This window comes from Amycolatopsis vastitatis (assembly GCF_002234595.1).
Taxonomy (GTDB): domain Bacteria; phylum Actinomycetota; class Actinomycetes; order Mycobacteriales; family Pseudonocardiaceae; genus Amycolatopsis; species Amycolatopsis vastitatis.
The window spans coordinates 37,650-63,687 of the sequence record NZ_NMUL01000004.1 but is presented as its reverse complement, the minus strand read 5'-3'; the positions used below and the strand labels follow the sequence as shown (position 1 = coordinate 63,687).

Here is a 26,038-nt window from a genome sequence, read left to right as displayed (position 1 = left end):
GGACTTCCTCCGGATCCCTGCGGAGAAAGTCCCCTCAACTCACTACCCCCGGTGTTCGCCCCTCCCCCGACCAGAGGGGCGAACGCCTATTCGTCGGCCAGTGGTTCGGCCTGGACCCGCTTGAGCGCGGGCGTGCAGACCGACGCGCCGAGCAGGGCCACCCCGACCCCGAGCACCACCGGCGCGAGGAGCCACGGGCTGAGCACGATGCCCCGCGGGTCGATCAAGCTGTAGAGCCCAACGCCGACCAGTACCCCGACAATTCCCGCCCCGATGGTGGCGACCAATGCGGGCAGCGCGGCCTCCATCCGCAACGCCCTCGCCAGCACCCGGACCGGCGTGCCCGCGGCCATCAGCGCCCCGAAGGTGCGACGGCGGTCCATCACCGAACCGGCGGTCGCGACCGCGGCACTGCAGCCGGCCAGGATCCCCGCCGCGATCAGCCCGATCACCGTGACCCGGCGCAGGTCGCCGAGTTCGCCCTGCTGGTCGTCCAGGTGCTGGTCCCGGCTCCCGACCTCCGCGCCCGCCGCCGGTCCGGCCAAGGCCGTCCGGACGATCTCGCGGTTCGCGTCGGTGGTCGGCGCGACGACGGTGATGTCCTTCAGCGCGAACCCGTCCGGCAGGGCGGCCGGGTCGATGATGAACGTGCCGGACAGGTCGGCGTCGGGGTAGTGGACGGCTTCCACGCGTGTCCCCGACTTCGCGGCCACCGCCTCGCCCTGCCCGTTGGTGGCGAGCTTGTACTGCGCCAGGTCGATTGCCGAGTCGCCGAAGACCGCCGGGCCGCCCGTGCAGTTCTCCGGTGTGAGCCCGAAGCGGGTCAGCTTGACCGCGTCGGCGCAGGTCATCACCAGCGCGCGCTGGCCGTACCGGTTGGTGGCCGTGCCCCGCACCAGGTAGACCTCGCCGACCGCGACCGCCTTCTCGGACTGGCCGTACTTCCGCAGGGCCGCGTTGGCCTGGTCGACGATCGTGGTCGCGTGCTGTGCGTCGGAGTCGACGTAGAGCACGGAGTCGGCGAAGGACCGTCCGCCACCGGCCATCGATTCGAACGTCGGCAGCAGCGTCAGCGCCATCGACCCGGTGAACACCGCGAGCACGATCCCGGCGGACGCCCGGTAGGCGCCCTTCGGGTCGTCACGCAGGCGGCGGCCGGCGAGCAGCGCGGACGGGCGTCGCCAGATCCGGACGAACGTGCCGCCGACCGCCGACGTCACCCACGGCCCGACGATCGCGGCCGAGCCGACCAGCAGGCACAGGCCCACCATGACCATTCCGATGCTGCCTGCCGCCTTCGCCGTCGTCACCGCGACGAGGAAGAACACCCCGGCCGCGGGCAACGCCAGCAGCCGCCACCAGTGCAACGGCTTCTTCGTGTGGCCGCCGGTCGCGAACAGCGGGTTCTTGAGCACGCGGCGCAGGCCGAGCACCCCGGCCAGCACCACGAGCACCGGGATGGCCAGGACGATGAACACCGTCAGGCCGGTCGGCAGCGCGAAGTCGGACGCGAGCCAGGTGCCGCCGGCCCACGGCACGAACGACGCCAGGCCGTGCAGCGCCGGACTGATCAGCAGGCCGAGGAGGGCACCGATACCGGCCGACAACGTCGTCTCGGCGCCCACCATGTTCGTGACCTGCCCCGGCGTCGCCCCGGCCAGGCGGATCGCGGCGAGCCGCCGTTCCCGCCGGGCCGCGGTCAGCCGCGCCGACGACGCGACCAGCACCAGGCTCGGCACCAGCAGCACGATGATCCCGACCCAGGACAGCAGCATGAGCAGCCCGTCCGGGCTCGCCTTCCCGCTCGGGAAGGCTGCCACCTGGGAGGAGTTCTCCGGCATGGCGTCCGGCGTGTGCCCGGTCAGCGCGACGAGCTGCTCCGGGAAGCGCAGGCCGTCCTCGGCGATGGCGCCGACGGGCTTGCCGAACCGGTCGCCGAGCTCTCCGGCCGGGTGGGCCTGCAGCAGCCGGCCCAGCGCGGGCGACACGACGGTCTCGCCCGGCCCCGGCAGTTGCGGGACACCGGCGGGCAGCGCGATCCCGGCCGCCGTCGTGCCGGGCGTCAGCGCGACGTCGACCCGGATGATCTGCTGACCGTCGAAGAAGTCCTTCGAGCTGGCATAGACCAGCTTGGCCGGACCGTCGGCGCGGCTGTAGAAGTCCGCGCCCTGCCAGAGGGCGCGCTGCTCGCGGTTCTGCGTGGCGAACGGCAGCGTCGCCAGCAGCAGCACCAGCCCGGTCGCGACGGCCACGCCGATCGCGGTGAGGATCGCCGACGTCCGGGTCCGCCGGTCGACCCGCAGCACCCGCAGGGCGATCTGGAGGGAGTTCACGCCGCCAGCCTCGTCGCGATCAGGCCGTCCCGGATGGCGACGGTCTTCGGCATCGACTCGGCCAGCTCGCGGTCGTGGGTCACCACGATCACCGCGGCGCCGGTTTCGTGGGCGGCGCCGAGCAGGGCGTCCATCGTGTCGCGTCCGGTGCGCGTGTCGAGCGCGCCGGTCGGCTCGTCGGCGAAGATCACCTTCGGCCGGTGGGTCAGCGCCCGCGCGATCGCGACGCGCTGGGCCTCGCCGCCGGACAGCTCGCCGGGACGGCGGCGTTCCTTGCCGGCCAGGCCGAGGCGCGAAAGCCAGACGCGGCCGGCCTCGATGGCCTCCTTGCGGCCCAACCCGGCCAGCAGCGACGGCAGCGCGACGTTCTCCTCGGCCGAGAGCTCCGCGACGAGCATCCCCGACTGGAAGACGAACCCGAACTCGGTGCGCCGCAGCTCGCTGCGCTTCTTCTCGCCGAGGTGGTCGATCCGCTGCCCGGCCAGGAAGATCTGCCCGTCGTCGGCACGGAGGATGCCGGCCAGGACGTGCAGCAGCGACGTCTTGCCCGAGCCGGACGGCCCGACGATGGCGACGGCGTCCCGCGGCTGGATGTCGATGTCGATGCCGGCCAAGGCGTACTGCGCGCCGTAGCGCTTCACCAGCCCGCGGCCGGACAGCACCGAGCCGTTCGTCGCTTGTGGAGTGTTCGGGTCCACGAGGTTCTCCCTGTCGGTTCGGATCTTGGTGCCGATGAGCTTCGCCGAGATCAGGGGATGTCCACTTCGGGCAGAAGGCCAGTCACGGCACGGCCCGCATCGGCCGATCGGCCGAGGGAGCGCGGGCCACACGGCCAAGGTGCGGGCAACGGGGAATCACGTAACGTCACGTTGTGCCCGCCGCGCCCTCGTCGAAGACGCTCTCCACCCGTGCCACCGAACTCGTGCGGCGCGTCGGCGTGCCCTCGGCCGTCCTGTACGCCGCGCTGTTGTTCGACCTCATCTACACAACGCAGGCGGCGCTCGACGACGCCGGCCCGCGCTTCGTCGACTTCGGGCTCCTCCCCGGCATCTTCGCGATGGCCGCCTGCGGGCTCTGGGCCCAGAAGCGGGCGGCGGTCGCCGGGGTGGCCGGCGGCGGGGTGCTGATCGTCTCCACCCTCTTCATCCACGTCTCCCGCATCCCGCCGTACTCCAGCGTGCTGCCGAAGGTGACCATCACCGAGGTCGTGGCCGGGGTGCTGATGGTCTACTTCGTGGCCCGCCGGGCACGGGCGGGCGTGGCGTTCTGCGTGATCGGTTTCCTGGTCGTCACGGGTCTCGTCGCTGTCTTCGGCCGGTACGGGAGTGTCGCCGACATCGACGGCGGCACTGGTACCCAGGCGCTGCTGTTCGGCCTGCTCCTGCTCGTCGCCCCGCTCGTGCCCGCCATCGCGGCGCGCGACCGCAGCCCGCGCGCCGATCCGCGGACCCGGCGGCTCCTCCGGATCAACGAGCTGGCGATGGGGCAGTGGCCGCTGATGGGGCTGCTCGCCTTCGCGCTGCTCTTCGAGTTCGGCTACACGTACTCGAACACCGCCCGCGGCTCCCCGATCCTGTTCTGCTCGATCGTCGCGGCCGTGATCGCGGTGCTCTCCCCGCGGCGCCCCGCGGACGCGCTCCTCGGCCTCGCCGGGATCATGCTGCTGTCCGCCCTCGTCATGCCGTTCCTGAACCTGCGTTCTTCCGACTACCCGGTGCTGGGCGGCGTGCCGGCCACGCAGATCATCGCCGGCATGGGCGTGGTGGTGACCCTGACCCGCGCCCGGGGGCTGAGCCAGTCCTGGCCGAGGGTCGCGGTGCTGTCGAGCGTCGTCGCGCTCGGCGCGATCCTCAACTCGGACGGGCGCAGCCGCCTGCAGACCGACCCCGAGGCGCTGTCGGTCCTGGCCTTCGCCGCGGCGCTGATGCTGGGCATCTCGATCGCCGTCGGCCTGCTGCTGCGGTCACGGGACGCCCAGCGCACCCAGGCCGTGCAATCGGCGGTGAGCGACGCGCAGACCGCCGAGCGGATGGCGCTGGCCCGCGAGCTGCACGACGTCGTCGCCCACCACGTCACCGGGATCGTGGTGCAGGCGCAGGCCGCGCGGCTGATGGCCGAGAGGAACCCGCAGGTGGCGGTCGAGGCGATGGGCCGCATCGAGAACGCGGGCGTCGAAGCGCTCGCGGCGATGCGGCGGCTGGTCCGCTCGATGCGCGGCGACGCACCGGCCGGGTCGAGCGAGTTCAGCGAGCAGGCCACCACCGATCTCGGCGCCGACCTGCGAAAGCTCGTCGAGAGCGCCAACCACGGTGTGCCGACGTCAATGCACCTCGACCTGCCGCCGGATCTCCCGCACGAGGTCGGCCGCTCGGCGCTGCGCCTGGTGCAGGAGTCGCTGACGAACGTCGGCAAGCACGCCTCCGGCGCGACCGAGGCGTTCGTCGTCGCCGAAGTGGGGGGCGACGAGCTGCACCTGCGGGTGACGGACAACGGACGCGAGACGGTACGCCGTCCGGCCGGCGGATCGGGCGGCTACGGTCTGATCGGGATGCGCGAACGCGTCGCGCTGCTCAAGGGACGACTGTCGGCCGGGCGCGGCCCGGACGGCGGCTGGCGGGTCGAGGCGTGGCTGCCGCTGGCCGCCGGGGAAGGGGACGAGTGATCCGGGTACTGATCGCCGACGACCAGGAGATGGTGCGGATGGGTTTCCGCATGATCCTGGAGTCCCACGACGACATCGAAGTCGTCGCCGACGTCCCGGACGGCGTCTCGGCGGTCGCGAAGGCCCGCGAACTGCGCCCGGACGTCTGCCTGCTCGACATCCGCATGCCCGGCCTCGACGGGCTGGAGGTCACCCGGCAGCTGGCCGGGCCGGACGTGGCCGACCCGCTGAAGGTGGTCGTGGTCACGACGTTCGACCTCGACGAGTACGTCCACACGGCGTTGCGCAACGGCGCGTCCGGCTTCCTGCTGAAGGATGCGGGCCCGGCGCTGCTGATCGAGGCCGTGCGCGCGGCCGACCGCGGTGACGCGCTCGTCTCGCCGCAGATCACCGTCCGGCTGCTCAAGCACTTCAACGGCGGTACCGCGCGGTCGCAGGCGGCGCCGCCCGCGGAGCCGCTGACTCCGCGGGAGATGGACGTCGTCAAGGCGGTGGCGCGCGGGCTGACGAACACCGAGATCGGCGCGGAGCTGTTCCTGTCGTTGTCGACGGTGAAGACGCACCTGGCGTCGGTGCAGGGGAAGATCGGTGCGCGGAACCGGGTGGAGACCGCGGCGTGGGCGTGGCGGAACGGGGTCGTCTCGTAATTCCGTGTGCGTAGTATCCAGAGATGCAACGCCGTTTCCACGCCCCTGTCGTTCTCCCTGCCGACCCGTCCTGTTCGCTCCTCCGTGACGCGGTCGTCGATGTCGACGCCGATGGGCGCATTTCGTACTGCGGACCGGCGGCCACCGCCCCCGGGTCCGCCGCACCGGTCACCACCCTGACCGGCATCCTGCTGCCCGGCCTGGTCAACACGCACGCGCACAGCCCGATGACGCTGCTGCGCGGCATGGGCGGCGACCTGCCGCTGCTGCCCTGGCTCAACGAGATCATCTGGCCGGCCGAGGCGAAGCTGCGGCCGGAGGACGTCCGCACCGGCATGCTGCTCGGCTCGGTCGAGATGCTGCGCCACGGCGTCACGACGAGCGCGGAGATGTACTTCGAAGGTGAGCAGCTGGTCGACGCGGTGCTCACGACCGGCGGCCGCGTGCTGGTAGCGCCGCCGGTGATGGAGCTGCCGGGCCTCGACTGGCGGGCGCAGCTGAAGGCGATCGAGCGCTGGATCGACACGGACGGCCTGCGCTTCGGCCCCGGCGACCGCATCGAGCTCGGCTACGGCCCGCACTCGGCGTACATGCTCTCTACGGAAGGGCTGCGGGCGACCGCGGAGTCCGCGGCCGCGCGGGGCGCGCTGGTCCAGATCCACGTCGCGGAGGCGGCCGCGGAGGACACCGCGGTCCGTGCCTCGCACGGTTCGGTGCCGGCGTTGCTTCGCGAGCTGGGCATGCTGGACGGCCGGGTGCTGGCGGCTCATTCGATCCACCTGTCGGATGCGGACATCGCGTTGTTCGCGGCCCACGGAGTGGGCATGGCGCACTGCCCGGGTTCGAACGCGAAGCTGGCCTCGGGCATCGCGCGCATCGCGGACCTGCGCGCGGCGGGCGTGGCGGTCGGCCTAGGCACCGACGGCCCGGCCTCCAACGACGACATCGACCTGTGGGAGGAACTCCAGCTGGCGGCGATGTTCGCCCGGCTGGCCACAGGCGACTCGACGGTGCTGACGGCGGCGGACGTGTTCCTGCTGGCCACCCGCGGCGGAGCCGAGGCTCTGGGCCGCCCGGACATCGGGGCCCTGGAAGCCGGCCGCTGGGCGGACCTGGCGCACATCGACCTGGACGACCCGGCGTTCGCGTGCGGCCTGGACGTCCCGGACGTGCAGCTGCTGTCGAACCTCGTATGGGCGGCGGGGTCGCGCCGGGTCCGGGACGTGTGGGTCGCCGGCGAGCAGGTCGTGGCGGACGGCGAGTCGCTGAAGGTGGACCGGGCGAAGGTCCAGGCCGGAGTGGCCGAGACGGCGGCCCGGCTACGGGCTTGACCGCTGCGGTTTCCGAGCTTGTCCACAGGGGGTCCCCCGGGGAGCGCGGGGGAGGTTTTCGGGCCCAAGGGTCCCCGGCAAAGTCGTAGCGCCCCCTTTTCAGGTGCCTCTCCGGCGTGACGGCACGCTGAAGACACAACCGGCGCCCCACCCAGACCCCTCCCTGCCACCCCGATACGAAGCCAGAACACGGACGGTAGTGCCGGGTCAAGGCACGCTTTCCCGCCTTGACGCGGTGCTGCCGTCCGTCGTCACAATCCGGCTTCGGGGTGGTGGGTCAATAACAGGCCGAACCAGCTCTGCGGAGACCCCCGAGACCTGCTCGCCCCGGCGAAGTCGATTACCGCGGGCGTCACGCTCGGCCCTGCGGCCGGTCGGCGTGGGAACGCTGCCAGGAGAGACCGGGCTGGCCTGCTCAGCGCGGCCGCAGGATCACTTCCGTCTGGTGGGCGTCCGGGGTGGCTGACACCGCCGTGACCACCGCCGTCGCCACCGAGTCGGCTTTCAGCAGGTGCGCTGTGTCGTACTCGCGGCCTTCGCCGGCGAAGATCTCCTGTTGCATCTCCGTGTCCGTGCGGCCCGGGTAGACCGAGGTCACGCGGAGGTCCGGTTCCTCCTCGCGCAGCGCGTCGGCGAAGGCGCGGACCGCGAACTTGCTCGCCGCGTACGGGGACCAGCCCGGGCGGGCGTTGCGGCCCGCTCCCGAGTTGATCACGACCACGTGGCCGCGGGCCGCGCGCAGGGCCGGGAGCAGCAGGCGGGTCAGCTCGACCACCGCCAGGGTGTTGACCTCGAAGTTGTCTCGCCACGCCGACGCGGAAGCGTCCTCGATGCGGCCCAGCCGCGCGACGCCCGCCGAGTGGACCAGTACGTCCAACGACGAGATGTCCGCGACCGCCGAAGCGAGTGAAGCCGGGTCCGTCAGCTCCACCGGCCACGGCTTCGCGCCCGGGAGCTCCTTCGCCAGCGCGGCCAGTGTGTCGGCGTCGCGGCCGCCGAGCAGGAGGCGGTGGGTCGGGGCGAGCTGGTGGGCGACCGCCGCGCCGATGCCGCGCGACGCACCCGTCACCAGGGCGAGGGGAAGATCCGTCATGCCCCCACCGTAACGGCGAACCCGGCGTCCACCGTGCGGTCCTCGCGCTTGCCCTGGCCGAGCTGCCGGACGTCGGCGCAGCCCGTCGCCGGGTCCGCGTCCGAGTCGACCGCGTCGTCGGCCGCGTCCTTCGGCACCAGGTGCTCGCCCGGCGGCGGGGTGAAGCACACCTGGTACCCGCCGTCCTCCAGGCCGTCGAACGCGTATGCGCCGTCCTCGCCCGTGGCGACGCTCGCCACCTCCGCGGCGCCGCTCTTCAGCGTCACCTTGACGCCCGCGAGGCCGGGCTCGCCCGGGTCCTGCCGTCCGTTCCCGTCGTTGTCCGCCCAGGCGAAGTCGCCGATCCGGTTCGTCGGCGGTGCCAGGCCGAGGTCCACCGTGAAGTCCTCGCGCGCCTTGCCGCCCAGGGTCCGGGGCGCGGCGCAGCCGTCGGCGCCCGCGTCGGAGTCCTTGTCGTCGTTGCCCGCGTCCTGGCGCGTCACCGCGAAGCCGTCCGGGAAGCCGTCGAAGCAGACCTGGTACGTGCCGTCCTTGAGCTTCTCGAAGCCGTACTTGCCCTTGTCGTCGGTCGTAGCAGTGCCGACCGTGCCGCCCGCGCCGTCCTTCAGCGTCACCTTGACGCCCGCGACGCCGGGCTCGTCCGGGTCCTGCAGGCCGTCGCGGTTGCGGTCCGCCCAGACGAAGTCGCCGATCTTCGCGATCGACGGCGGGGGCAGGACGGTGATCGTCGCCGACGCCGTCTTGTCGCCGAGCGTGCCGCCCGCGTAGTGCACGCCGGTGACCTTCGCCGTGTTGACGTGCCCGTTGTCGGCCACCGTGAGGTCGGGGTGGTCGCAGGTCAGCTGCCGGTTCGCGCCCGCGGCCAGCCCGAACGGCTCGAACGGCTCGGCGCACCACGGGTCCTGCACCGTGATCCCCGTCAGCTCCTGCGTGCCCTCGTTGGTCACCGTGACGCGGTAGTGCGCGGCCTCGCCCGCCGTCACCGTCGCGAACGTGCCCCACGCGCCGGTCGCCGGGTTCTGGACTTCCTTCTTCACCGAGTACGCCGCGAGCTGGAGGTCGACGCAGTCCCAGCGCAGCCGGTCGAAGCTGGTCGTGGCGAAGAACTTCACCGCGGCCGCCTTCGCCGGCGCTGTCGCCGCCGGGAAGTCCTGCTGTTCCAGGTGCCCGTCGCCGGCGTAGTGGTCGGCGACCAGCTTGGTCTCCTGCACCTGGGCGCCCGACGCGTCGAAGAACCGCAGGCCGGTGGCGGGTTCGCTCCTGGGCGCGTGCGAAGCGGTCCAGACGCTGAGCGTGTAGACGCCGCCGGGGACGAACCGCTCGGCCTGGGAGGCGGTGCTGGTCTTGTGGTCCGGCGTCTGGATGACCGCCGACCGCTGCCCGTCGACGGCGTACGCCTGCTCGGTCAGCAGCTTCGGCGCCTTCGCGGCCGGTGTCCCGGGCGGGACCGGCGCGGCGGGGGTGAACACGTACCCGTCCGGAGCGCCGTTGCGCGCCGTCAGCTCGACGCTCGGGTTCGCCGCGAGCCCGCCGCAGCCCGGCGGCGGATCCGCGGACGCGGACGCGGGCACCACCGCCCCCGCGATCGCCACCACCGCCACCGCCGTCGCCCGCGCCGAGAAGATCACCTCTCGACTATGACGCGCGGCACGGGCCCGCACCGGCCGAGAACCGTCCACTTAAGAGTGAACCTTATTCTGGTTAGGCAGGCGCTACGGATCGCGAGCGGGTGGCCTGAGGCGACCTCTCGCGCCTGCCGACGGCTGAATAAGGTTCATTGAACCTCGGCCGGGCGGGCCCGCGGGCCTCAGCGTTCGCCGATGCGGCCAGGCAGCCCGAAGCGGCCCTTCTTCCACACCGAGACGATGGCCGGACGCGGCTGCGCGGTGCCGCCGTCCGGCCAATGCGACGTCGGGTTCGCCGAGCTGGTCGCGTTCTCGCCCGGGTGCTGCACGGCGACGAGCACCAGGTTGTCGGTCACGACCGGGCCGCACGTCTCGGCGCCGACCGGCACCGACAGGAACTGCTTGACGTGGCCGCGCTCCGGGCCGGTGACCGGCACCGAGAACAGGCCGTCGTTCGCGCCGAGTGCGTTGCCGTCGGTGGCGATCCACAGGTTGCCGTGCCGGTCGAACGCGACGTTGTCCGGGCAGGAGATCGGGCTTACCTGGTCCTTCGGGAAACCGCCGAAGTAGGTGTCCGCCGCCTTCGGGTCGCCGCAGACCAGCAGCAGCCGCCAGGAGAACCGGGTCGACGCCGCGTCGCCGCAGTTCTCCTCCCACTCCAGGATGTGGCCGTTCTTGTTGCCGTTGCGCGGGTTGACCTCGTCGACGCCGGCCTTGCCCGCCGCGCCGCGGTCGCTGTTGTTGGTCAGCGCCGCGTAGATCCGGCCGTTGACCGGGTTCGGCTCGATGTCCTCCGGCCGGTCCATCTTCGTGGGGGCCACCTTGTCCGCGGCCTGCCGGGTGAAGACGTAGACCTCTTCGGCGGTAAATCCGTCCACAAAGGACTTGTCCTCGCTGACCAGCGGGATCCACTCGCCGGTGCCGTCGAACTCGCCGTCGGCGGGCAGCGTGCCCTTGCCGTCGATCTCCGCCGCCGGGCTGTCGCCGGTGAAGCGGGCGACGTACAGCGTGCCTTCGTCGAGCAGCGCCGAGTTGTGCCGACGCGCGTGTGCGCTGTTGCCGGGCTTGTACTTGCCCTTCGAGACGAACTTGTAGATGTACTCGAACCGGCTGTCGTCACCGGAGTAGACCGCGACGTGGCCGTCGGCGGTGATCTTGATGTTCGCGGCTTCGTGCTTGAACCGGCCGAGCGCGGTGTGCTTGACCGGCGTCGAGTTCGGGTCGTTCGGATCGATCTCGACGACCCAGCCGAACCGGCTCGGCTCGTTGGGCTCCTGGGAGACGTCCCAGCGCTTGTCGAACCGCTCCCACTTGCGGGTGCTGGCGCCGCTGCCGATGGAGTAGCGCTTGAGCCGCGCCGCCGCGACCGGGTCGGTCACCTTGTCGGAGTTGGCGAAGTACTGGTCGAAGTTCTCCTCGCCGGAGAGCACCGTGCCCCACGGCGTCACGCCGCCGGAGCAGTTGTTCTGCGTGCCCCGGACCTGGCGCCCGCTCGGGTCGGCCGACGTCTTCAGGTACTTCGAGCCGGCGGCCGGGCCGCGGACCTCGAAGATCGTGTCGAGGGTGATCCGGCGGCCGTAGCGGCTCGGGACGACCTCGAGCCCGCCGTGGATCGGGTCGCGGCGCGCCTGCAGCACCGAAAGGCCGTGCGCCGCCCAGGCGATCTTCGCCTGCTCTTCGGTCGGGTTGGCCGGGTCGTACTGGTCGGCCGGGAACATGTGGACCTCGGTGGTGTACTCGTGGTTGACCACGAGCAGGTTCGTCGTCCCCAGCGGGTCCTGCGGGATCAGGCCGACGAAGTCGTTGTTGTAGCCGAACTGCTTGGCCTGCGCGGCCGCGGTCTGCTTGGTGAAGTCGAACTTCGGCGCACCCGCGACGACCGGGTCGCCCCAGCGGACGACGACGCGCTGGGCGTAGCCGTCGGGGATGCTGACCGCGTCGAGCTTGTTCGGCGGCACCGGCGTGAAGTCGGTGCCGGGCACCGGCCGCGGGCGCGGCTTCTGCAGCGGCTCGGCGGCAGCGGTCCCGGACAACGCGGCGAACCCGCCCGCGGCGGCGGCCATCACCGCACCGGCCTTGAACACCCGGCGGCGGGAGATGTCCTTGACGACATCACCGAAGTACTCGTTCCCGGAGTCGTTCGCCTCGGGGTGCGCGCACGCGTTGCCGCAGCGGTACTCACAGGTGATCGAGGAACGGCCGCCCGGATGAGCGGGGAACAGCGGGAGCAGGCGGTCGGGCACAGCGCCTCCATGGTGGGGATCGGGAACGAACCGAACCTAAGCGCCGAAAACCAGCCTTTCCGGACTTCCAAGTGAACAACGGGTGTACAGCACGACAGCCCCGAGACGGACATCTCGGGGCTGTCACTGTGGGTGCGGAACTCAGAACTCTTCGCCGACGAGCACCGCTTCCTTCGGCACCTCGTGCGGGTCGGCCTGGCGCTCCCGCAGGGAGAGCAGCCCGCCCGCGACGACGCACAGCACGGCCGAGGCGACGAACGGCGCCTGCGGCGAACCGAACCACTCGGCGACGTGCCCGACCAGCGTCGCGGCGACCGCGCCACCGAGCCAGCGGCAGAAGTTGTAGCCCGCGCTGGCGACCGGGCGCGGCGCGTCGCTGATCGACATCGCCGTGCCGGTGAACAGCGTGTTCAGCAGGCCGGACACCAGTCCGGAGACGATGATCCCGGCGACCAGCACCGGCTTGCTCGGCACGGCGAGGACCAGCATCAGCACGGCGTAGCCGAAGACGGCGGCCGCGGCGGCGTGCCGTTCACCCAGCTTGGCGGCCAGCCGCGGCGCCAGTGCGACGCCGGCGACCGCGACGCACAGGCCCCAGCCGCAGAAGACCAGGCCGACGGCGATCGCGCTCCAGCCGAGGACGAACGGGGACCAGGCGAGCACCGCGAAGAACGCGGCGGTGTACAGCGCCGAAGCGACCGAAGTACGCAGCAGCCCGGTGTGCTTCAGCGCGCGCAGCGGGTCGAGCAGCTTGATCGGGGCACGCCGCTCGTGCTTGTCGCTCCTGAGGAACACCGCGCACAGCACGAGCGCGCCCGCCATCAGGATCGCGGTGCCGAGGAACGGGCCGCGCCAGGAAATCGAGCCGAGCAGCGCACCCAGCAGCGGGCCGACCGACAGGCCGACACCGAGCGCGGCTTCGTAGAGCAGGATCGCCCCGGACTGGCCGCCGGTCGCGGCGCCGACGATCACCGAAAGCGCCGTCGCGATGAAGAAGGCGTTGCCGAGACCCCAGACCGCGCGCAGCCCGACGAGCTGCTCGATCGACCCGGCGGCCGCGCACAGGGCGGTGGCGGCGACGATCAGCGTCAGCCCGACCAGCACGGTGCGCTTCGCACCGAAGCGGGCGCTCGCCGCGCCGGTGACCAGCATCGCGACGACCTGGACGCCGAGGTAGGACGAGAAGAGCAGGGTGACCTGGGACGGCGTCGCGTCCAGGCCCTTGGCGATCGACAGCAGGATCGGGTCGACCAGCCCGATCCCCATGAAGGCGATGACCGCGGCGAACGCGGTGATCCACACCTGCTTGGGCTGGCCCTTGACGGCGTCCAGCAGACTCGAGTGGTGTTCAGCGCTCATCGCTGATCAGTTCCTCCTTCTTGGTGTCCACGAGCAGTTTGGCGAGGGCCGGGAGGGCGGCTTCGATCGCTGCGCGGTCGGTGTCGTCCATGGCGATGAGCCGTTCGCGAAGGAACTCCTCGCGAGCGGCCACCGTCTCGGCGTAGAAGCGACGGCCCTCGTCAGTGACGTCCACGAGCACCGCGCGGCCGTCGGCGGGGTCCGGTCGGCGGGTCGCGAGGCCGAGCCGCTCGAGCCTGCCGACGACGTCGGTCATCGACGGAAGCTTCACCCGTTCGAACTCGGCCAGCGCGCTCATCCGCCGCGGGCCGCCGTTGACCAGCTCGCTCAGCACCGAACCCTGCGTGAGGGTCAGCGACAGCTGCGGGGTCTGGCGGCGCACCTGGTGGTACAGCCGGAAGACCAGCGGCCGCAGCCGGTGGGCGAGGTCGGTGATCGCGGAAGTCACTTAGCCAGGCTAACAAAAATTAGTAAGGGTAGCTAAGTAAGTCGGCTCACAGGCTAGGCTCGGGGCATGGACGCGGTGATCTTCGACCTCGACGGCGTGCTGGTGGACTCCGAGCGGATCTGGGACGAAGTGCGGCGCGCGGTCGTCGCCGAGCACGGCGGCACCTGGCGCGAGGAGGCGACGCGGGCCCAGCAGGGGATGAGCACCCCCGAATGGGCCCGCTACCTGGTGGAGGAGCTCGGCGCGCGGACCACCCCGGCCGAGATCGCGACCCTCGTCGTCCAGCGCATGGCCGCCCGGTACGCCGCCGAGCCGCCGCTGATCCCGGGTGCGGTGGACGTCGTGCGCCAGGTGTCGAACCGGTGGCCGGTGGCGATCGCCAGTTCGTCGCCGGTGATCCTGATCAAGGGTTTCCTGGACGTGACGGGCCTGCCGGTCGGAGCGGCCGTGTCGTCGGAGCAGGTGGGCACCGGGAAGCCGGCACCGGACGTGTACCTGCGGGCGGCCGAGCTGCTGGGCGTGGCGCCCTCGGATTGCGCGGCTGTCGAGGACACCACGAACGGCTTGCGCTCGGCGCTCGCGGCGAAGATGGCCGTGTACGCGGTGCCGAACCCGCACTTCCCGCCGGATCCCGAGGTGCTGAAGCAGGCCACGGCGGTCGTGGAGAAGATCACCGACCTGCCGGGTGCGCTTGGACTGGGTTGAGTTCGTAGCGGACCGGCGGCGAACCGGGCTTCACGTCAGCGAGGAACACCCTGTCGCGCCCCGGCACGCCGGTCTCTTTCGCCGGGACCAGGGCGCCGACCTCCTTCGCCGGAACCGGGTCGCCGGCCGCGTCGTAGAGGCGCAGGCTCCGGACCTCGGAAGTGACGAGGAAGACCGCCTTGCCCGGTGGCAACGGCCCCCCGGCCTCGCCGACGTATGCGGCACGCACACCGCGGACGGGTAGTTCGCGGGCCGAGATGCACTGCGGCGACTTCGTGCCGTACTGCGGAACGTGGTCTTTGAGCTCTTGACCGGTGGGCACCGCTGCCACGCACAGCATCGAGTCCGCGGTCCTGGTCGCGATCGCCGAGAAGGCGTAGGCGCTCCAAGCATCGGCCTGACCCGCGAATTCGGTGAGCCGGACCGAGTCGGTCACGCGCAACAGGGACATGTCCTGGGTGGAGAAGCCCGACAGGTGCAACGTTTCGCTTCCGTCCCCGGGCGGGGCCGGCGGCTGAGCCGTGTTCAGCTCGGTAGCCACGAGCACGCTGGTCAGCACCACCAGCACCGCGGCCAGCGGGGCGATCCACACCGCGGTCCGGTGGCGGCGCGAAGGCCGCTGCTGCCTCCGCCGCTGTTCCGCCCAGGCCGCGTCGAGGTTGGGCGTGACCTCCCCGGCCTGCTCCCGCAGCGTCTCGGCCAGCTTGCGTTCGAGGTCGATCATCGCTCGTCTCCCAGGTCGTCCCCCAGGTGTTTGCGCAGATTCTCCATCGCGTGGTGCGTCGTCGCCTTGACCGTGCCCGGCGATACACCCAGCGTTTCCGCGATGGCCGCCGTGCTCAGGTCCAGCCAGTAGCGCAGCACCAGCACCTCGCGCTGGCGACGGGACAGCTTCACCAGTACCGCGCGCAGCCGCTGGTGTTCCCAGTTGGCCACCGCCCTGACCTCGGCCGACGGCTCGTCCGGCGGCCGCTCCTGCGGGCTCCGCCGGACGACGCGCAGGTGCCGGGTCCGCGACCGCGCCAAGTTCACCACGGTCGTGCGGAGGTAGCCGGCCACGCGCGTGTGGTCGGTCAGGGAGTCCCAGCGCTGGTGGAGCTTGACGAAGGCCTCCTGCGCCACGTTCTCCGAGTCGTCCGCGCCGAGCAGGTGGGCCAGCCGGGTCATCTGGCCGAAGTACTCGCGGAACAGGTCGTAGAAGGTCGGCGCGCCCAGGTCCTCCGACGCGCTTTCGCCCACGCTCGCACTCACACCCCGCCAACGCCCACCCCGCCCCACCGGTTTAGTGGAGCACGCGAAGAAGGCCGTCACCAGCGGTGACGGCCTTCGACGAGGTCAGCTTTTACCGCTCGACTTCGCCGCGGATGAACTTCTCGACGGCGTCGCGGGCGGTCGCGTCGTCGTACTGCTCCGGCGGCGACTTCATGAAGTACGACGAGGCCGACAGGATCGGCCCGCCGATGCCGCGGTCGAGGGCGATCTTCGCGGCGCGCACGGCGTCGATGATGATGCCCGCCGAGTTCGGCGAGTCCCACACCTCGAGCTTGTACTCCAGGTTCAGCGGCACGTCGCCGAAGGCGCGGCCTTCGAGGCGGACGTAGGCCCACTTGCGGTCGTCGAGCCACTGCACGTAGTCCGACGGTCCGATGTGGACATTGCCCTTGCCGAGGTCGCGGTCGACCTGGGAGGTGACGGACTGGGTCTTCGAGATCTTCTTCGACTCGAGCCGCTCCAGCTCCTTCATGTTCAGGAAGTCCATGTTCCCGCCCACGTTGAGCTGCATCGTCCGGTCGAGCTGGACGCCGCGGTCCTCGAACAGCTTCGCCAGCACGCGGTGCGTGATGGTCGCGCCGACCTGGGACTTGATGTCGTCACCGACGATCGGGACGCCGGCGTCTTCGAACTTCTTCGCCCACTCCGGGTCGGAGGCGATGAACACCGGCAGCGCGTTGACGAACGCCACACCCGCGTCGATCGCGGCCTGGGCGTAGAACTTGTCGGCCACCTCGGAGCCCACCGGCAGGTACGACACGAGCACGTCGGCCTGCGCCTCGCGCAGCGCGGCGACGATGTCGACCGGGGTCTCGTCGGACTCCTCGATCGTCTCGCGGTAGAACCGGCCGAGCCCGTCGTGGGTGTGGCCCCGCTGGACGGTGACGCCGAGCGGCGGCACGTCGGCGATCTTGATGGTGTTGTTCTCGGAGGCGAAGATCGCCTCGGACAGGTCGCGGCTGACCTTCTTGGCGTCCACGTCGAACGCGGCGACGAACTCGATGTCGCGGACGTGGTACCCGCCGAAGTCGACGTGCATCAGACCGGGGACGCGGGTGGCCGGGTCCGCGTCGCGGTAGTACTGGACACCCTGGACCAGCGACGCCGCGCAGTTGCCGACGCCCACGATGGCCACCCGTACGCGGCGGTTCTCGCCCATGGGAGGTTTCTCCTTCAATCCGTCTGTCAGTAGGTCTGGTGCCGCGACGCTGCGGCCCGGCTTCGCGGCTCAGGTCGTCTCCGGCCCCTGCCGCTCCGCTTGTTCGTGCGCGATCAGCTCGTTGAGCCAGCGCACCTCCCGCTCGCTGGTCTCCAGCCCCAGCCGGTGCAGCTCGCGGGTGTAGCGATCGATCCTCTCCTCGGCCCTGGCCAGCGCCGCCCGCAAGCCCTCACGGCGTTCTTCGACGCGGCGGCGGCGGCCCTCGAGGATCCGCATCCGCACGTCGGCCGGGGTCCGCGAGAAGAAAGCCAAGTGGACGCCGAAGCCCTCGTCGTCCCAGGTCTGCGGCCCGGCGTCGCCGAGCAGCTCGCCGAAGCGCTCCTTGCCCTCCGCGGTGAGCTTGTAGACCCGCCGTCCTCGCCGTGACCACGCCCGGTCGTCGGCCTCGTCCAGCTCTTCGACCAGGTACCCGGCCCGCAGCAGCTTCCGCAGGGTCGGGTACAGCGAGCCGTACGAGAACGTCCGGAACGTGCCGAGCGTCTCGTGCAGCCGCTTGCGCAGCACGTACCCGTGCATGGGCGCTTCGTGCAGAAGACCGAGGATCGCGAACTCCAGCACACCGCACCCCCTCTCGGGAACAAACCGAAGCGACCGGCGTTGCTCCGGACGACCGCCTCGATCCAACCTACTCAGCCACTATATCGCGCCGATACATCGAAGTGGCGAAGCTAACCCTGACGTCCTACCCAATGTGGGCGAAATTCACCGGAGAGTTATCGAACGTCCGGCGTGTCCGCCCCGGTCGGCGGCCCGGCCGCGCTAGGGGGCGTGGACGGCACAGGAAGAGCCCGTACTCTGTCCTGGTGATTAACCAGCGGCAGGTCGTGGACTACGCGTTGCAGCGCCGTGCGCTGCTCGCCGAAGTCCGCTCCGGGCGCGTCGGCAGCTACGAAGCCTGCGACGCGAGCCCGTACCTGCTGCGGGCGGCGAAGTTCCACGGCCGGGCCGGTGACCTGCCCTGCCCGATCTGCCGCCAGGAGCCGCTGACCCTCGTGTCCTGGGTCTACGGTGACGAACTCAAGCACGTCGCGGGCTCGGCGAGATCCCCCGAAGAGCTGGCCAGGATGGCCGGCCTGTTCGCCGAGTTCACCGTGTACGACGTCGAGGTGTGCCGGGCGTGCCATTGGAACCACCTGGTGCGGTCATACGTCCTCGGCACGGGGGAACCGGCCGGTCCACGAAGGACCGCAGGCCGGTGAGCTGGAACACAACCGCTGCAGAGCGCAGAACGGCACCCCACCGGGCGCCGGTCTGGGAGGCCCATTCGTGAACGACGACCGCAACCGCTCCTGGCCAGGCCAGGAGCCAGATGCACCTCGCCGTGCCCAGTCAGGCCCGGGGCCGGGGGAGGACGCCGGACCGGCGTGGCCCGGCGAAGAAGCCCCTCGCCGTCCGCAGCGCGGCACACCGCCTCGCGGCAACCCGCGTGGCGGCGGGTCGCCCGAGTGGCCGTCCGGCGACGAAGGTGGTCCCCAGTGGCCCGCCGACGAGGCGCCACGGCGTCCGCAGCGCACGCGCCAGCAGGGCGTGCCGCAGCGGCGCCCGGTCCCGCCGCCCGGTCAGCGCCCGGGGCAGGCCGCGCCCGGCTCGCCTCCGCAGGGCTTCCGCCAGCCGCCGCCGGGACGCCGTCCGCCGGCTCCGCCGCCCGAGCGCGAACCGGACCTGATCACCCACCACGCGCACAACGGCACCGACGACATCGGCCGTGACCCGTACGACGACGGTTACGACGACGCCGGCTTCAACGAGTTCGCCGACGACGTCGAGCCCCAGGAGGAGCTCGACGAAAACGGCAAGAAGGTCCTGACGCCGGCGCAGCGCAAGAAGCGCCGGTGGAAGATCATCCGGCGGGTGGCGTACGCCTTCGTCGGGCTGTTCTTCGTGGTGCCCGCGATCGCGTTCGTCATCACGTACTTCCTGGTCGACGTGCCGACGCCGGAGAGCATCAAGTCCCTGCAGAACCAGGCGATCACCTACTACGACGTCAACAACCAGGTGATGGGCAAGGAGACGCCGCCGAGCGGCGACCGCCAGCTGCTCAAGCCCGGCGAGGTGCCCGAGGTCGTCAAGCACGCGGTGTACTCGGCCGAGGACGCGACGTTCGAGACCAACTCGGGCTTCGACGTCACCGGCATCCTGCGCGCGGTGTACAACCAGGTGACCGGCGGCCAGGGCGGTGGTTCGACCATCTCCCAGCAGTACATCAAGAAGGCCACCGAAAACGACGCTCCGACGCTGACCCGCAAGTGGACCGAGCTGGCCAAGTCGTTCAAGATGAACAACCAGCAGTCCAAGGAAGAGATCATCACTTCCTACCTGAACATCGTCTTCTTCGGACGCAGCGCGAACGGCATCCAGGCGGCCTCGAAGGCCTACTTCAACAAGGACGTCAAGGACCTCAGCGCCTCCGAAGCCGCGTTGCTGGCCGGCCTGATCCAGGGCCCCAGCCGGTCGGAAAACCAGAAGTACGCCCAGCAGCGCTGGACGTACGTGATGGACCAGATGGTCGCCAACAAGTGGCTGCGCCCTGACGAGCGGGCCGCCGCCCAGTTCCCGACGCCGATCCCGAAGAACGCCAACAAGGAGCAGAACTCCGGGAAGATGACCTACCAGCTCCAGCAGCGGATCAAGGACGAGCTGGCGACGAAGGGCTACGACGAGAACAAGCTGTTCTCCACCGGCGCCAAGATCTACACCACGATCGACCCGGCGGCGCAGGACGCGGCCGAGCAGGCGTCCCAGGAAGGCATGAAGGGCCAGACGGACGAGAACCTGCTCAACGCGCTGGTCGCGGTCAACCCGAAGACCGGCGGCGTGATCGCCTACTACGGCGGGCCGGAGCTGGTGAAGGACGCGAACGGCAAGGACCAGATCGGCCAGGACCGGGCGAACCAGGCGAGAAACCCGGGTTCGGCGATGAAGCCGTTCGACCTCACGGCGTTCCTGAAGATGGGCAAGGGCCTCGGCGAGGTGTTCGACGGCTCGAACAACCGGCAGCTCGGCGGCCGCACCGTCCGGAACGCGGGTGACAGCGCCAGCTGCGGCAAGGAGTGCACCGTCGCCACGGCGATGGAGATCTCGGCGAACACCGTGTTCTACGACATGGTCCTGAACGTGACGAAGCCGTCGCGGGTCGCGGAGGCGGCGAAGCAGGCCGGGGTCAAGGTGGCGCCGGACGGCAAGAGCGTCCTGTACACCGACGACGCCAACATCTCGCTCGGTGGTGGTGGCACGGCCATCACGCCGGAGGACATGGCAGCCGGGTACGCCTCCTTCGCGAACGGCGGCGTTTACCACGAGCAGCACTTCGTCTCGAAGCTGACGAACGCGCAGGACGAGGTCGAGTTCGACGAGAACAACGTCACGACCAAGCCGGCGTTCGACAACGACTCCTCGAAGAGCCAGCAGATCGCGGGCAACGTCACCGAGGCGCTCGTGCCGGTCATCGACCACTCGAAGCTCAAGTGCCCGACCGGCCACGAGTGCGCCGGCAAGACGGGGACGCAGCAGTACACGGCGAAGGACGGCGACCCGAAGGCGTACGGCGAACGCAACTCCCAGACGTGGATGGTCGGGTACACGCCGTCCGTGTCGGCCGCGGTCTGGGTCGGCGGCGACGGCAACAAGCCGCTGCACGACCCGAAGAACAAGCCGATCTTCGGGGCGACCGTCGCCGGTCCGACGTGGCAGAACTTCATGAACCTCTACCTCAAGGGCAAGCCGGCGGAGAAGTTCGACAAGGTCGCGGCGATCGGCAAGGACGTCAACGACGTGACAACGACGGCGACGAAGCCGCCGGACACGCCGACGACCACGACCACGCCGACCACGTCGGACACGCCGCCCAGCACCGAGTCGACGGAGACGTCGACCGACACGCCGTCGAGGTCGCGGACGTCCCGGCCCGGTCCGACGCCGCCGATCATCAACCCCGGTGAGGGCAACACCTCCGGTGGTGGTGGCGGGCTCATCTCGAGACCGGGTCCAGGACCCGGCTAGCCGCTCCTTCGGGGCCCGTCGCGAACACGCGGCGGGCCCCGAAGCGGTTCCGGGGTGATCATTCCGGCAACCCGCCGGGGTCACGTGCGTCCCCTCCTCTAGAGGGACGGCGACCGTCGCCGCTCCTGCGTTCACTGGAGGACCCCGTGCCCGACGATCGATCCCGCTCCTGGCCCGGCCAGGGTCCCGATCCGCGCCGTCGTGGGCCGTCCGCACCACAGGGTCCCCACGGCCAGGTCCCCCGCCGCCCGGTGCCGCCGCCGCCCGGCCGCCCGCAGCAGCCGCCACCGCGCGCCTACCGGCCCGAGCCGCCGCCGATGAGCGGCGGTCCGGAGCTGATGACGCACCACGCGTACGACGAGCCGTCGGGCTACGACGGCCCCCACGACGAAGAGGGCGTCGAGCCGCCCGGCGACGGCAAGCCGGTTCTCACGCCGGAGCAGCGCAAGAAGAGACGCTGGAAGATCATCCGGCGGGTCTCCTACGCCTTCGTCGGGCTGTTCTTCGTGCTGCCCGCGATCGCGTTCGTCATCACGTACTTCCTGGTCGACGTGCCTTCGCCGACGGAGGTCGCGCAGAACCAGAGCCAGGCGGTGACCTACCTCTACGCCGACGGCTCGCCGATGGGCAAGGACGTCCCGCGCGGCGGCAACCGCGTGCTGCTGACCCCGGATCAGATCCCGGACATCATGAAGCACGCGGCGATCGCGACCGAGGACGACTCGTTCGAGACCAACTCCGGCTTCGACATCGGCGGCCTGCTGCGCGCGGTGTACAACCAGGCCACCAGCGGGGTCGGCGGTGGTTCGACGATCTCGCAGCAGTACATCAAGAAGGCCACCGACAACGACGCGCCCACGCTGACGCGCAAGTGGACCGAGCTGGCCAAGTCCTTCAAGATGAACCAGACGTACGAGAAGAAGGACATCATCACCGCGTACCTGAACATCATCTACTTCGGGCGCGGGGCGTACGGCGTCGGCGCGGCTTCGCAGGCCTTCTTCCACAAGGAGGCCAAGGACCTGAGCTTCTCGGAGGCCGCACTGCTGGCCGGGCTGATCCAGAAGCCGGGCCGGTCGGAGAACGACAAGGTCGCGCACGACCGCTGGACCGTCGCGCTCGACCGGATGGTGAAGAACAACTACATCAGCGCGGCCGAGCGCGCGGCGGCGCAGTTCCCGACGCCGATCCCGGTGGAAGACAGCAAGCAGCAGGCGGGCGCGCCGCCCGCGTTCATCGTGCAGCAGGTGAAGGACGAGCTGGCCGCGCACGACATCCCCGAAGACCGCTACTACGCCGGCGGCTTCCAGGTGCAGACCACGATCGACCCGAAAGCGCAGCAGGCCGCGGAAAAGGCCGGCACCGAGGCACTCCAGGACCAGGTGGACGACAACCTGCTCAACGCGCTCGTCGCGGTCGACCCGAAGACCGGCGGGGTGCTCGCCTACTACGGCGGCAAGCCGGTCGTGCAGGTCAACGGGCAGGACCAGGCCGGGCGAGACTGGGCGAACACCCCGCAGAACCCGGGCTCGTCGATGAAGCCGTTCGACCTCGTGGCGTTCCTCAAGATGGGCAAGGGCCTCGACGCGACGTTCGACGGCTCCAACAACCGCGTCTTCGACGGCCGCACCGTGCGCAACGCCGGCCCGAGCAGCAGCTGCTCGCAGGAATGCACCGTCGCGGACGCGATGATGCGGTCGGCGAACACCGTGTTCTACGACATGGTGCTCAACCAGACCAAACAGGGACCGGTCAAGGAAGCCGCCCGCCAAGCCGGCGTGAAGACCAAGGAGGACGGCGGCCAGTCGATCATCTCCACGAAGGACAACAACATCTCCATCGGCGGTGGCGACACCCAGATCACGCCGCTCGACATGGCCGGGGCGTACGCGACCTTCGCGGGCAACGGCGAACGCCGTGACCGGCACTTCGTGCAGAAGGTGACCAACGCGCAGAAGGAAGTCGCGTACGAAGCTCCGAAGGACGGCAAGGCGGCGTTCGACAGCGACATGGACAAGAGCAGGCAGATCGCCGGGAACGTCACCGAGGGCCTGAAACCGGTCATCGACTTCTCGCACCTGCACTGCCCGAACGGCCACGAGTGCGCCGGCAAGACCGGGACGCAGCAGCACGCCAAGGTCGCGGGCGAGCCGTCGTGGGCGGCGAACACGAACTCGCAGACGTGGATGGTCGGGTACACCCCGTCGGTCTCGGTGGCGGCCTGGGTCGGCGGCGACGGCAACAAGCCGCTGCACGGCAAGAACAACTCGCCGATCTACGGCGCCACCATCGCCGGCCCGATGTGGCAGAAGTTCCTGTCGCTGTACCTGACGGGCACGTCGGGCGAGCGGTTCGACAAGGTCGACCGCATCGGTGGCGAGGTGGCACCGCCGCCGTCCAGTGACGTCGTGACGACCACGGGCTCGGCGCCGTCCACCGAGAACAACGGCGACGAAGGCGACAACCGCGACCACCCCGGCCGCGGCAACCACGACGGCGACACCCCCAGCCAGTCGTCGACGTCGAACTCGTCGAAGCACCCGAAGCCGCCGTCGTCCTCGAAGGAGACGCCGACCTCGGGCGCCGACCCCGGCAACTAGGGGCCGTGAACCACGGTGGGCCGCGGTACGTGTGCTCCCAGAGGGGACTGCGCCCGCAGCCCACCGTGGTACCCGAGGACGGCCCGTGAACAACGACCGCACCCGCACGTCGCCTGGCCGGCAATCCGATCCACGTCGTCGTACCCGCCGTCCGGTGCCCCGCGCCGGGCTGCTGGGCGCCGAGCCGGAGCTCATCACCCACCACACGCACAACGGCACCGAGCCGGACGAGCCGCCCACCGTGCCGATCCTGCGGCCGCGCCTGGGTGAGCCACCGCGGCGGCCACGGCCACTCACCGCGCAGGACCTGCGGAAACGGCGCTGGCGCCGGATCCGGCGGATCTCCTACGTCGTCGCCGGGTTGTTCTTCGCCGTCCCCGCGATCGCGTTCGCGGTCACCTACTTCGCCGTCGACGTCCCCTCGCCGGAGACGGTCGCGCAGGCGCAGGGCCAGGCCGTGACCTACCTGTACAGCGACGGCACCGAGATGGGCAAGGACGTGCCCACCGGCGGCAACCGCCAGCTCCTGGCGCCGAACCAGATCCCGGACGTCGTGAAGAAGGCCGTGATCGCGACCGAGGACGCGTCCTTCGAGACCAACTCCGGTTTCGACGTCGGCGGCATCCTGCGTGCGGCGTACAACCAGGTCACCGGCGGTTCCGGCGGCGGGTCGACGATCTCGCAGCAGTACATCAAGACCTCCTCCGGCGACGACGACCCGACCCTGACGCGCAAGTGGGTCGAGCTCGCGAAGTCGTTCAAGATGAACCAGACCTACGAGAAGGCGGACATCATCACCGCCTACCTCAACATCATCTACTTCGGCCGCGGCGCCTACGGGATCCAGGCCGCGTCGCAGGCCTTCTTCGGCAAGGACGCCGGGCAGCTCGACTACTCCCAGGCCGCGCTGCTGGCCGGGCTCATCCAGCAGCCGGGCCGCTCGGAGAACACGGCCGTCGCGACGAGCCGGTGGACGACGGCGCTGGACCGGATGCTGAAGAACGGCTACCTGACGCCGGCCCAGCGCGCGGCGGCGAAGTTCCCGACCCTGATCCCGCTGCGGGAGAGCAAGCAGGCCGGTGCGCTGAACCCGTTCATCAAGAAGCAGGTCAGGGCCGAGCTGGCCGCGCAGGGCATCGACGAGAAGCGGTACTACTCCGGCGGGTTCCAGGTGTTCACCACGATCGATTCGCAGGCCCAGCAGGCGGCCGAGAAGGCGATGGCCGAGGGGATGGCCGAGCAGACCGACGACCGGATCCTCGGCGCGATGGTGGCCGTCGACCCGAAGACCGGCGGCGTGGTCGCCTACGACGGCGGCGACCCGATCGTGAAGGGCCCGAACGGCGAGGACCAGGCCGGACGTGACTGGGCCGACGAGCCGCACAACCCCGGGTCGTCGATGAAGCCGTTCGACCTGGCGGCGTTCCTCAAGCTCGGCCGCGGTCTCGACGCGCGGTTCGACGGCACGTCACCGCGGACGTTCCCCGGCGTCGACCTGCCGATCCGCAACGCCGGCGACAGCAGCAGCTGCTCGCAGCAGTGCACCGTCGCCGAGGCGATGCAGCGGTCGACGAACACGGTGTTCTACGACATGGTGCTCAACGTGACGAAGCCGTCCGGGGTGGCGGAAGCCGCGCAGGAGGCGGGGATCCGGACCACCGACAACGGCGGCCGCAGCACGCTGTTCACCGGCGACAACAACATCTCGATCGGCGGCGGCGGCACGCAGGTCACCGCGGCCGACATGGCGTCGGGGTACGCGACCTTCGCCGCGGGCGGCGTCCAGCACGACCGGCACTTCGTGCAGAAGGTGACCAACGCCAACGGCGAAACCGCGTACGAGGCCAAGATCCGCGGGACCGACGCGTTCGCGGACAACGACACGGCGAAGAGCGCGCAGATCGCCGGCAACGTGACGGCGGCACTGGCGCCGGTGATCCAGTTCGCCCGGCTGAGCTGCCCGGCAGGCCACGAGTGCGCCGGCAAGACGGGAACGCAGCAGCACACGCCGCAGAACGACGAACCGCCGTCGGCGGCGAACGCGAACTCGCAGACGTGGATGGTCGGCTACACGCCGTCGGTGTCGGCCGCGGTCTGGGTGGGCAGCGACGGCGACAAGGCCCTCCGCGGCCCGGGCGGCGCCCCGCTGTCCAGCTCGACGCTCGCCGGCCCGATCTGGGACCGCTTCATGCAGCTCTACCTGGGCGGCAAGCCGGCGGAACGCTTCAACCGCGTGGCGGCGATCAGCTCGCCGCAGGACCGGGTGCAGGTCCAGGTCCAGCCGGACGAAGACCAGCAGCAACAACAGCAGCAGCAGCAGCAGCAGCAGAACTCGGTCCAGTTCGGCAACGGCGGCAACCGGCAGCAACAGCAGCAACAACAACAGCAGCTCGATCAGCAGGAGCAGTTGCGCCAGTTCCAGCAGCGGTTGCAGGAGCTGCAGAACCAGCAGAACCAGCAGCGCGGCCGAAGGAGGCCGTGACCTCGGAGCTGGGGGTCACC

19 protein-coding genes are annotated in these 26,038 nt (G+C 70.6%); 8 read left to right on the top strand and 11 right to left on the bottom strand.

Features of this window, described 5'->3' with window-relative positions; all coding sequences use genetic code 11:
* Positions 1-86: 86 nt before the first annotated feature.
* Together CF165_RS03050 and CF165_RS03045 are read right to left on the bottom strand one after the other, a co-directional pair.
* Positions 87-2,333 carry an FtsX-like permease family protein gene (locus CF165_RS03050; RefSeq protein WP_093945869.1) on the bottom strand — a complete coding sequence of 749 codons (2,247 nt, stop codon included), beginning with the start codon at positions 2,331-2,333 and terminating at the stop codon, positions 87-89.
* Positions 2,330-3,031 carry an ABC transporter ATP-binding protein gene (locus CF165_RS03045; RefSeq protein WP_093945868.1) on the bottom strand — a complete coding sequence of 234 codons (702 nt, stop codon included), beginning with the start codon at positions 3,029-3,031 and terminating at the stop codon, positions 2,330-2,332. Before CF165_RS03045 ends, CF165_RS03050 begins: the two co-directional genes overlap by 4 nt.
* Positions 3,032-3,204: 173 nt before the next feature.
* Here CF165_RS03045 and CF165_RS03040 point away from each other — a divergent pair, with 173 nt between their 5' ends.
* Genes CF165_RS03040 through CF165_RS03030 form a run of 3 tightly spaced genes read left to right on the top strand, consistent with a single transcriptional unit; the run spans position 3,205 to position 6,973 of the window.
* On the top strand, positions 3,205-4,995 hold the full coding sequence (locus CF165_RS03040) for a sensor histidine kinase (RefSeq protein ID WP_093945867.1): 1,791 nt from the start codon (positions 3,205-3,207) through the stop codon (positions 4,993-4,995).
* On the top strand, positions 4,992-5,642 hold the full coding sequence (locus tag CF165_RS03035) for a response regulator (RefSeq protein WP_093945866.1): 651 nt from the start codon (positions 4,992-4,994) through the stop codon (positions 5,640-5,642). Before CF165_RS03040 ends, CF165_RS03035 begins: the two co-directional genes overlap by 4 nt.
* Before the next feature lie 23 nt (positions 5,643-5,665).
* Positions 5,666-6,973, top strand: a complete 1,308-nt coding sequence (locus CF165_RS03030; protein ID WP_093945865.1) for an amidohydrolase family protein — start codon at positions 5,666-5,668, stop codon at positions 6,971-6,973.
* 415 nt (positions 6,974-7,388) lie between these two features.
* Here the strand turns inward: CF165_RS03030 and CF165_RS03025 are convergent, their stop codons facing one another.
* From CF165_RS03025 to CF165_RS03005, 5 genes are all read right to left on the bottom strand, one after another.
* A complete protein-coding gene (locus CF165_RS03025; protein ID WP_093945864.1) occupies positions 7,389-8,066 on the bottom strand; it encodes an SDR family oxidoreductase in 678 nt (225 codons plus the stop codon).
* Positions 8,063-9,694 carry a DUF7850 domain-containing protein gene (locus tag CF165_RS03020; protein WP_093945863.1) on the bottom strand — a complete coding sequence of 544 codons (1,632 nt, stop codon included), beginning with the start codon at positions 9,692-9,694 and terminating at the stop codon, positions 8,063-8,065. Before CF165_RS03020 ends, CF165_RS03025 begins: the two co-directional genes overlap by 4 nt.
* A 179-nt stretch (positions 9,695-9,873) precedes the next feature.
* Positions 9,874-11,934, bottom strand: a complete 2,061-nt coding sequence (locus tag CF165_RS03015; protein ID WP_093945862.1) for a PhoX family protein — start codon at positions 11,932-11,934, stop codon at positions 9,874-9,876.
* Between the two features lie 141 nt (positions 11,935-12,075).
* Complete coding sequence (locus tag CF165_RS03010) at positions 12,076-13,293, bottom strand: MFS transporter (protein WP_093945861.1); 1,218 nt, start codon at positions 13,291-13,293, stop codon at positions 12,076-12,078.
* Positions 13,283-13,741 (bottom strand): MarR family winged helix-turn-helix transcriptional regulator, encoded by a 459-nt coding sequence (locus CF165_RS03005; protein WP_093945860.1) that lies wholly within the window; start codon positions 13,739-13,741, stop codon positions 13,283-13,285. The genes CF165_RS03010 and CF165_RS03005 overlap by 11 nt, the downstream gene beginning before the upstream one ends.
* A gap of 66 nt (positions 13,742-13,807) precedes the next feature.
* On the opposite strand from CF165_RS03005, the gene CF165_RS03000 reads away from it, so the two are divergent.
* Positions 13,808-14,446, top strand: a complete 639-nt coding sequence (locus CF165_RS03000; protein ID WP_093945859.1) for an HAD family hydrolase — start codon at positions 13,808-13,810, stop codon at positions 14,444-14,446.
* Here the strand turns inward: CF165_RS03000 and CF165_RS02995 are convergent.
* From CF165_RS02995 to CF165_RS02980, 4 genes are all read right to left on the bottom strand, one after another.
* Positions 14,412-15,170 carry a hypothetical protein gene (locus CF165_RS02995; RefSeq protein WP_093945858.1) on the bottom strand — a complete coding sequence of 253 codons (759 nt, stop codon included), beginning with the start codon at positions 15,168-15,170 and terminating at the stop codon, positions 14,412-14,414. The two genes, CF165_RS03000 and CF165_RS02995, sit on opposite strands and share 35 nt — an antisense overlap.
* On the bottom strand, positions 15,167-15,685 hold the full coding sequence (locus CF165_RS02990) for an RNA polymerase sigma factor (protein WP_093945857.1): 519 nt from the start codon (positions 15,683-15,685) through the stop codon (positions 15,167-15,169). The genes CF165_RS02995 and CF165_RS02990 overlap by 4 nt, the downstream gene beginning before the upstream one ends.
* 103 nt (positions 15,686-15,788) lie before the next feature.
* The gene (locus tag CF165_RS02985; RefSeq protein WP_093945856.1) at positions 15,789-16,877 is read right to left on the bottom strand and encodes an inositol-3-phosphate synthase; all 1,089 of its coding nucleotides are present in this window, start codon (positions 16,875-16,877) and stop codon (positions 15,789-15,791) included.
* 69 nt (positions 16,878-16,946) lie between these two features.
* The gene (locus tag CF165_RS02980) at positions 16,947-17,495 is read right to left on the bottom strand and encodes a PadR family transcriptional regulator (protein WP_020642474.1); all 549 of its coding nucleotides are present in this window, start codon (positions 17,493-17,495) and stop codon (positions 16,947-16,949) included.
* Between the two features lie 245 nt (positions 17,496-17,740).
* Between CF165_RS02980 and CF165_RS02975 the strand changes: the two genes are divergently transcribed.
* The 4 genes from CF165_RS02975 to CF165_RS02960 all read left to right on the top strand — a co-directional run bounded on the left by CF165_RS02975 (position 17,741) and on the right by CF165_RS02960 (position 26,018).
* Entirely contained in the window at positions 17,741-18,136 is a 396-nt protein-coding gene (locus CF165_RS02975; RefSeq protein WP_093945855.1) for a DUF5318 domain-containing protein, read from the top strand.
* A gap of 67 nt (positions 18,137-18,203) precedes the next feature.
* On the top strand, positions 18,204-20,936 hold the full coding sequence (locus CF165_RS02970; RefSeq protein WP_167441333.1) for a transglycosylase domain-containing protein: 2,733 nt from the start codon (positions 18,204-18,206) through the stop codon (positions 20,934-20,936).
* A gap of 146 nt (positions 20,937-21,082) precedes the next feature.
* The gene (locus CF165_RS02965) at positions 21,083-23,536 is read left to right on the top strand and encodes a transglycosylase domain-containing protein (RefSeq protein ID WP_439098486.1); all 2,454 of its coding nucleotides are present in this window, start codon (positions 21,083-21,085) and stop codon (positions 23,534-23,536) included.
* An 85-nt stretch (positions 23,537-23,621) separates the two neighbouring features.
* The gene (locus CF165_RS02960; RefSeq protein ID WP_093945853.1) at positions 23,622-26,018 is read left to right on the top strand and encodes a transglycosylase domain-containing protein; all 2,397 of its coding nucleotides are present in this window, start codon (positions 23,622-23,624) and stop codon (positions 26,016-26,018) included.
* Positions 26,019-26,038 lie beyond the last annotated feature (20 nt).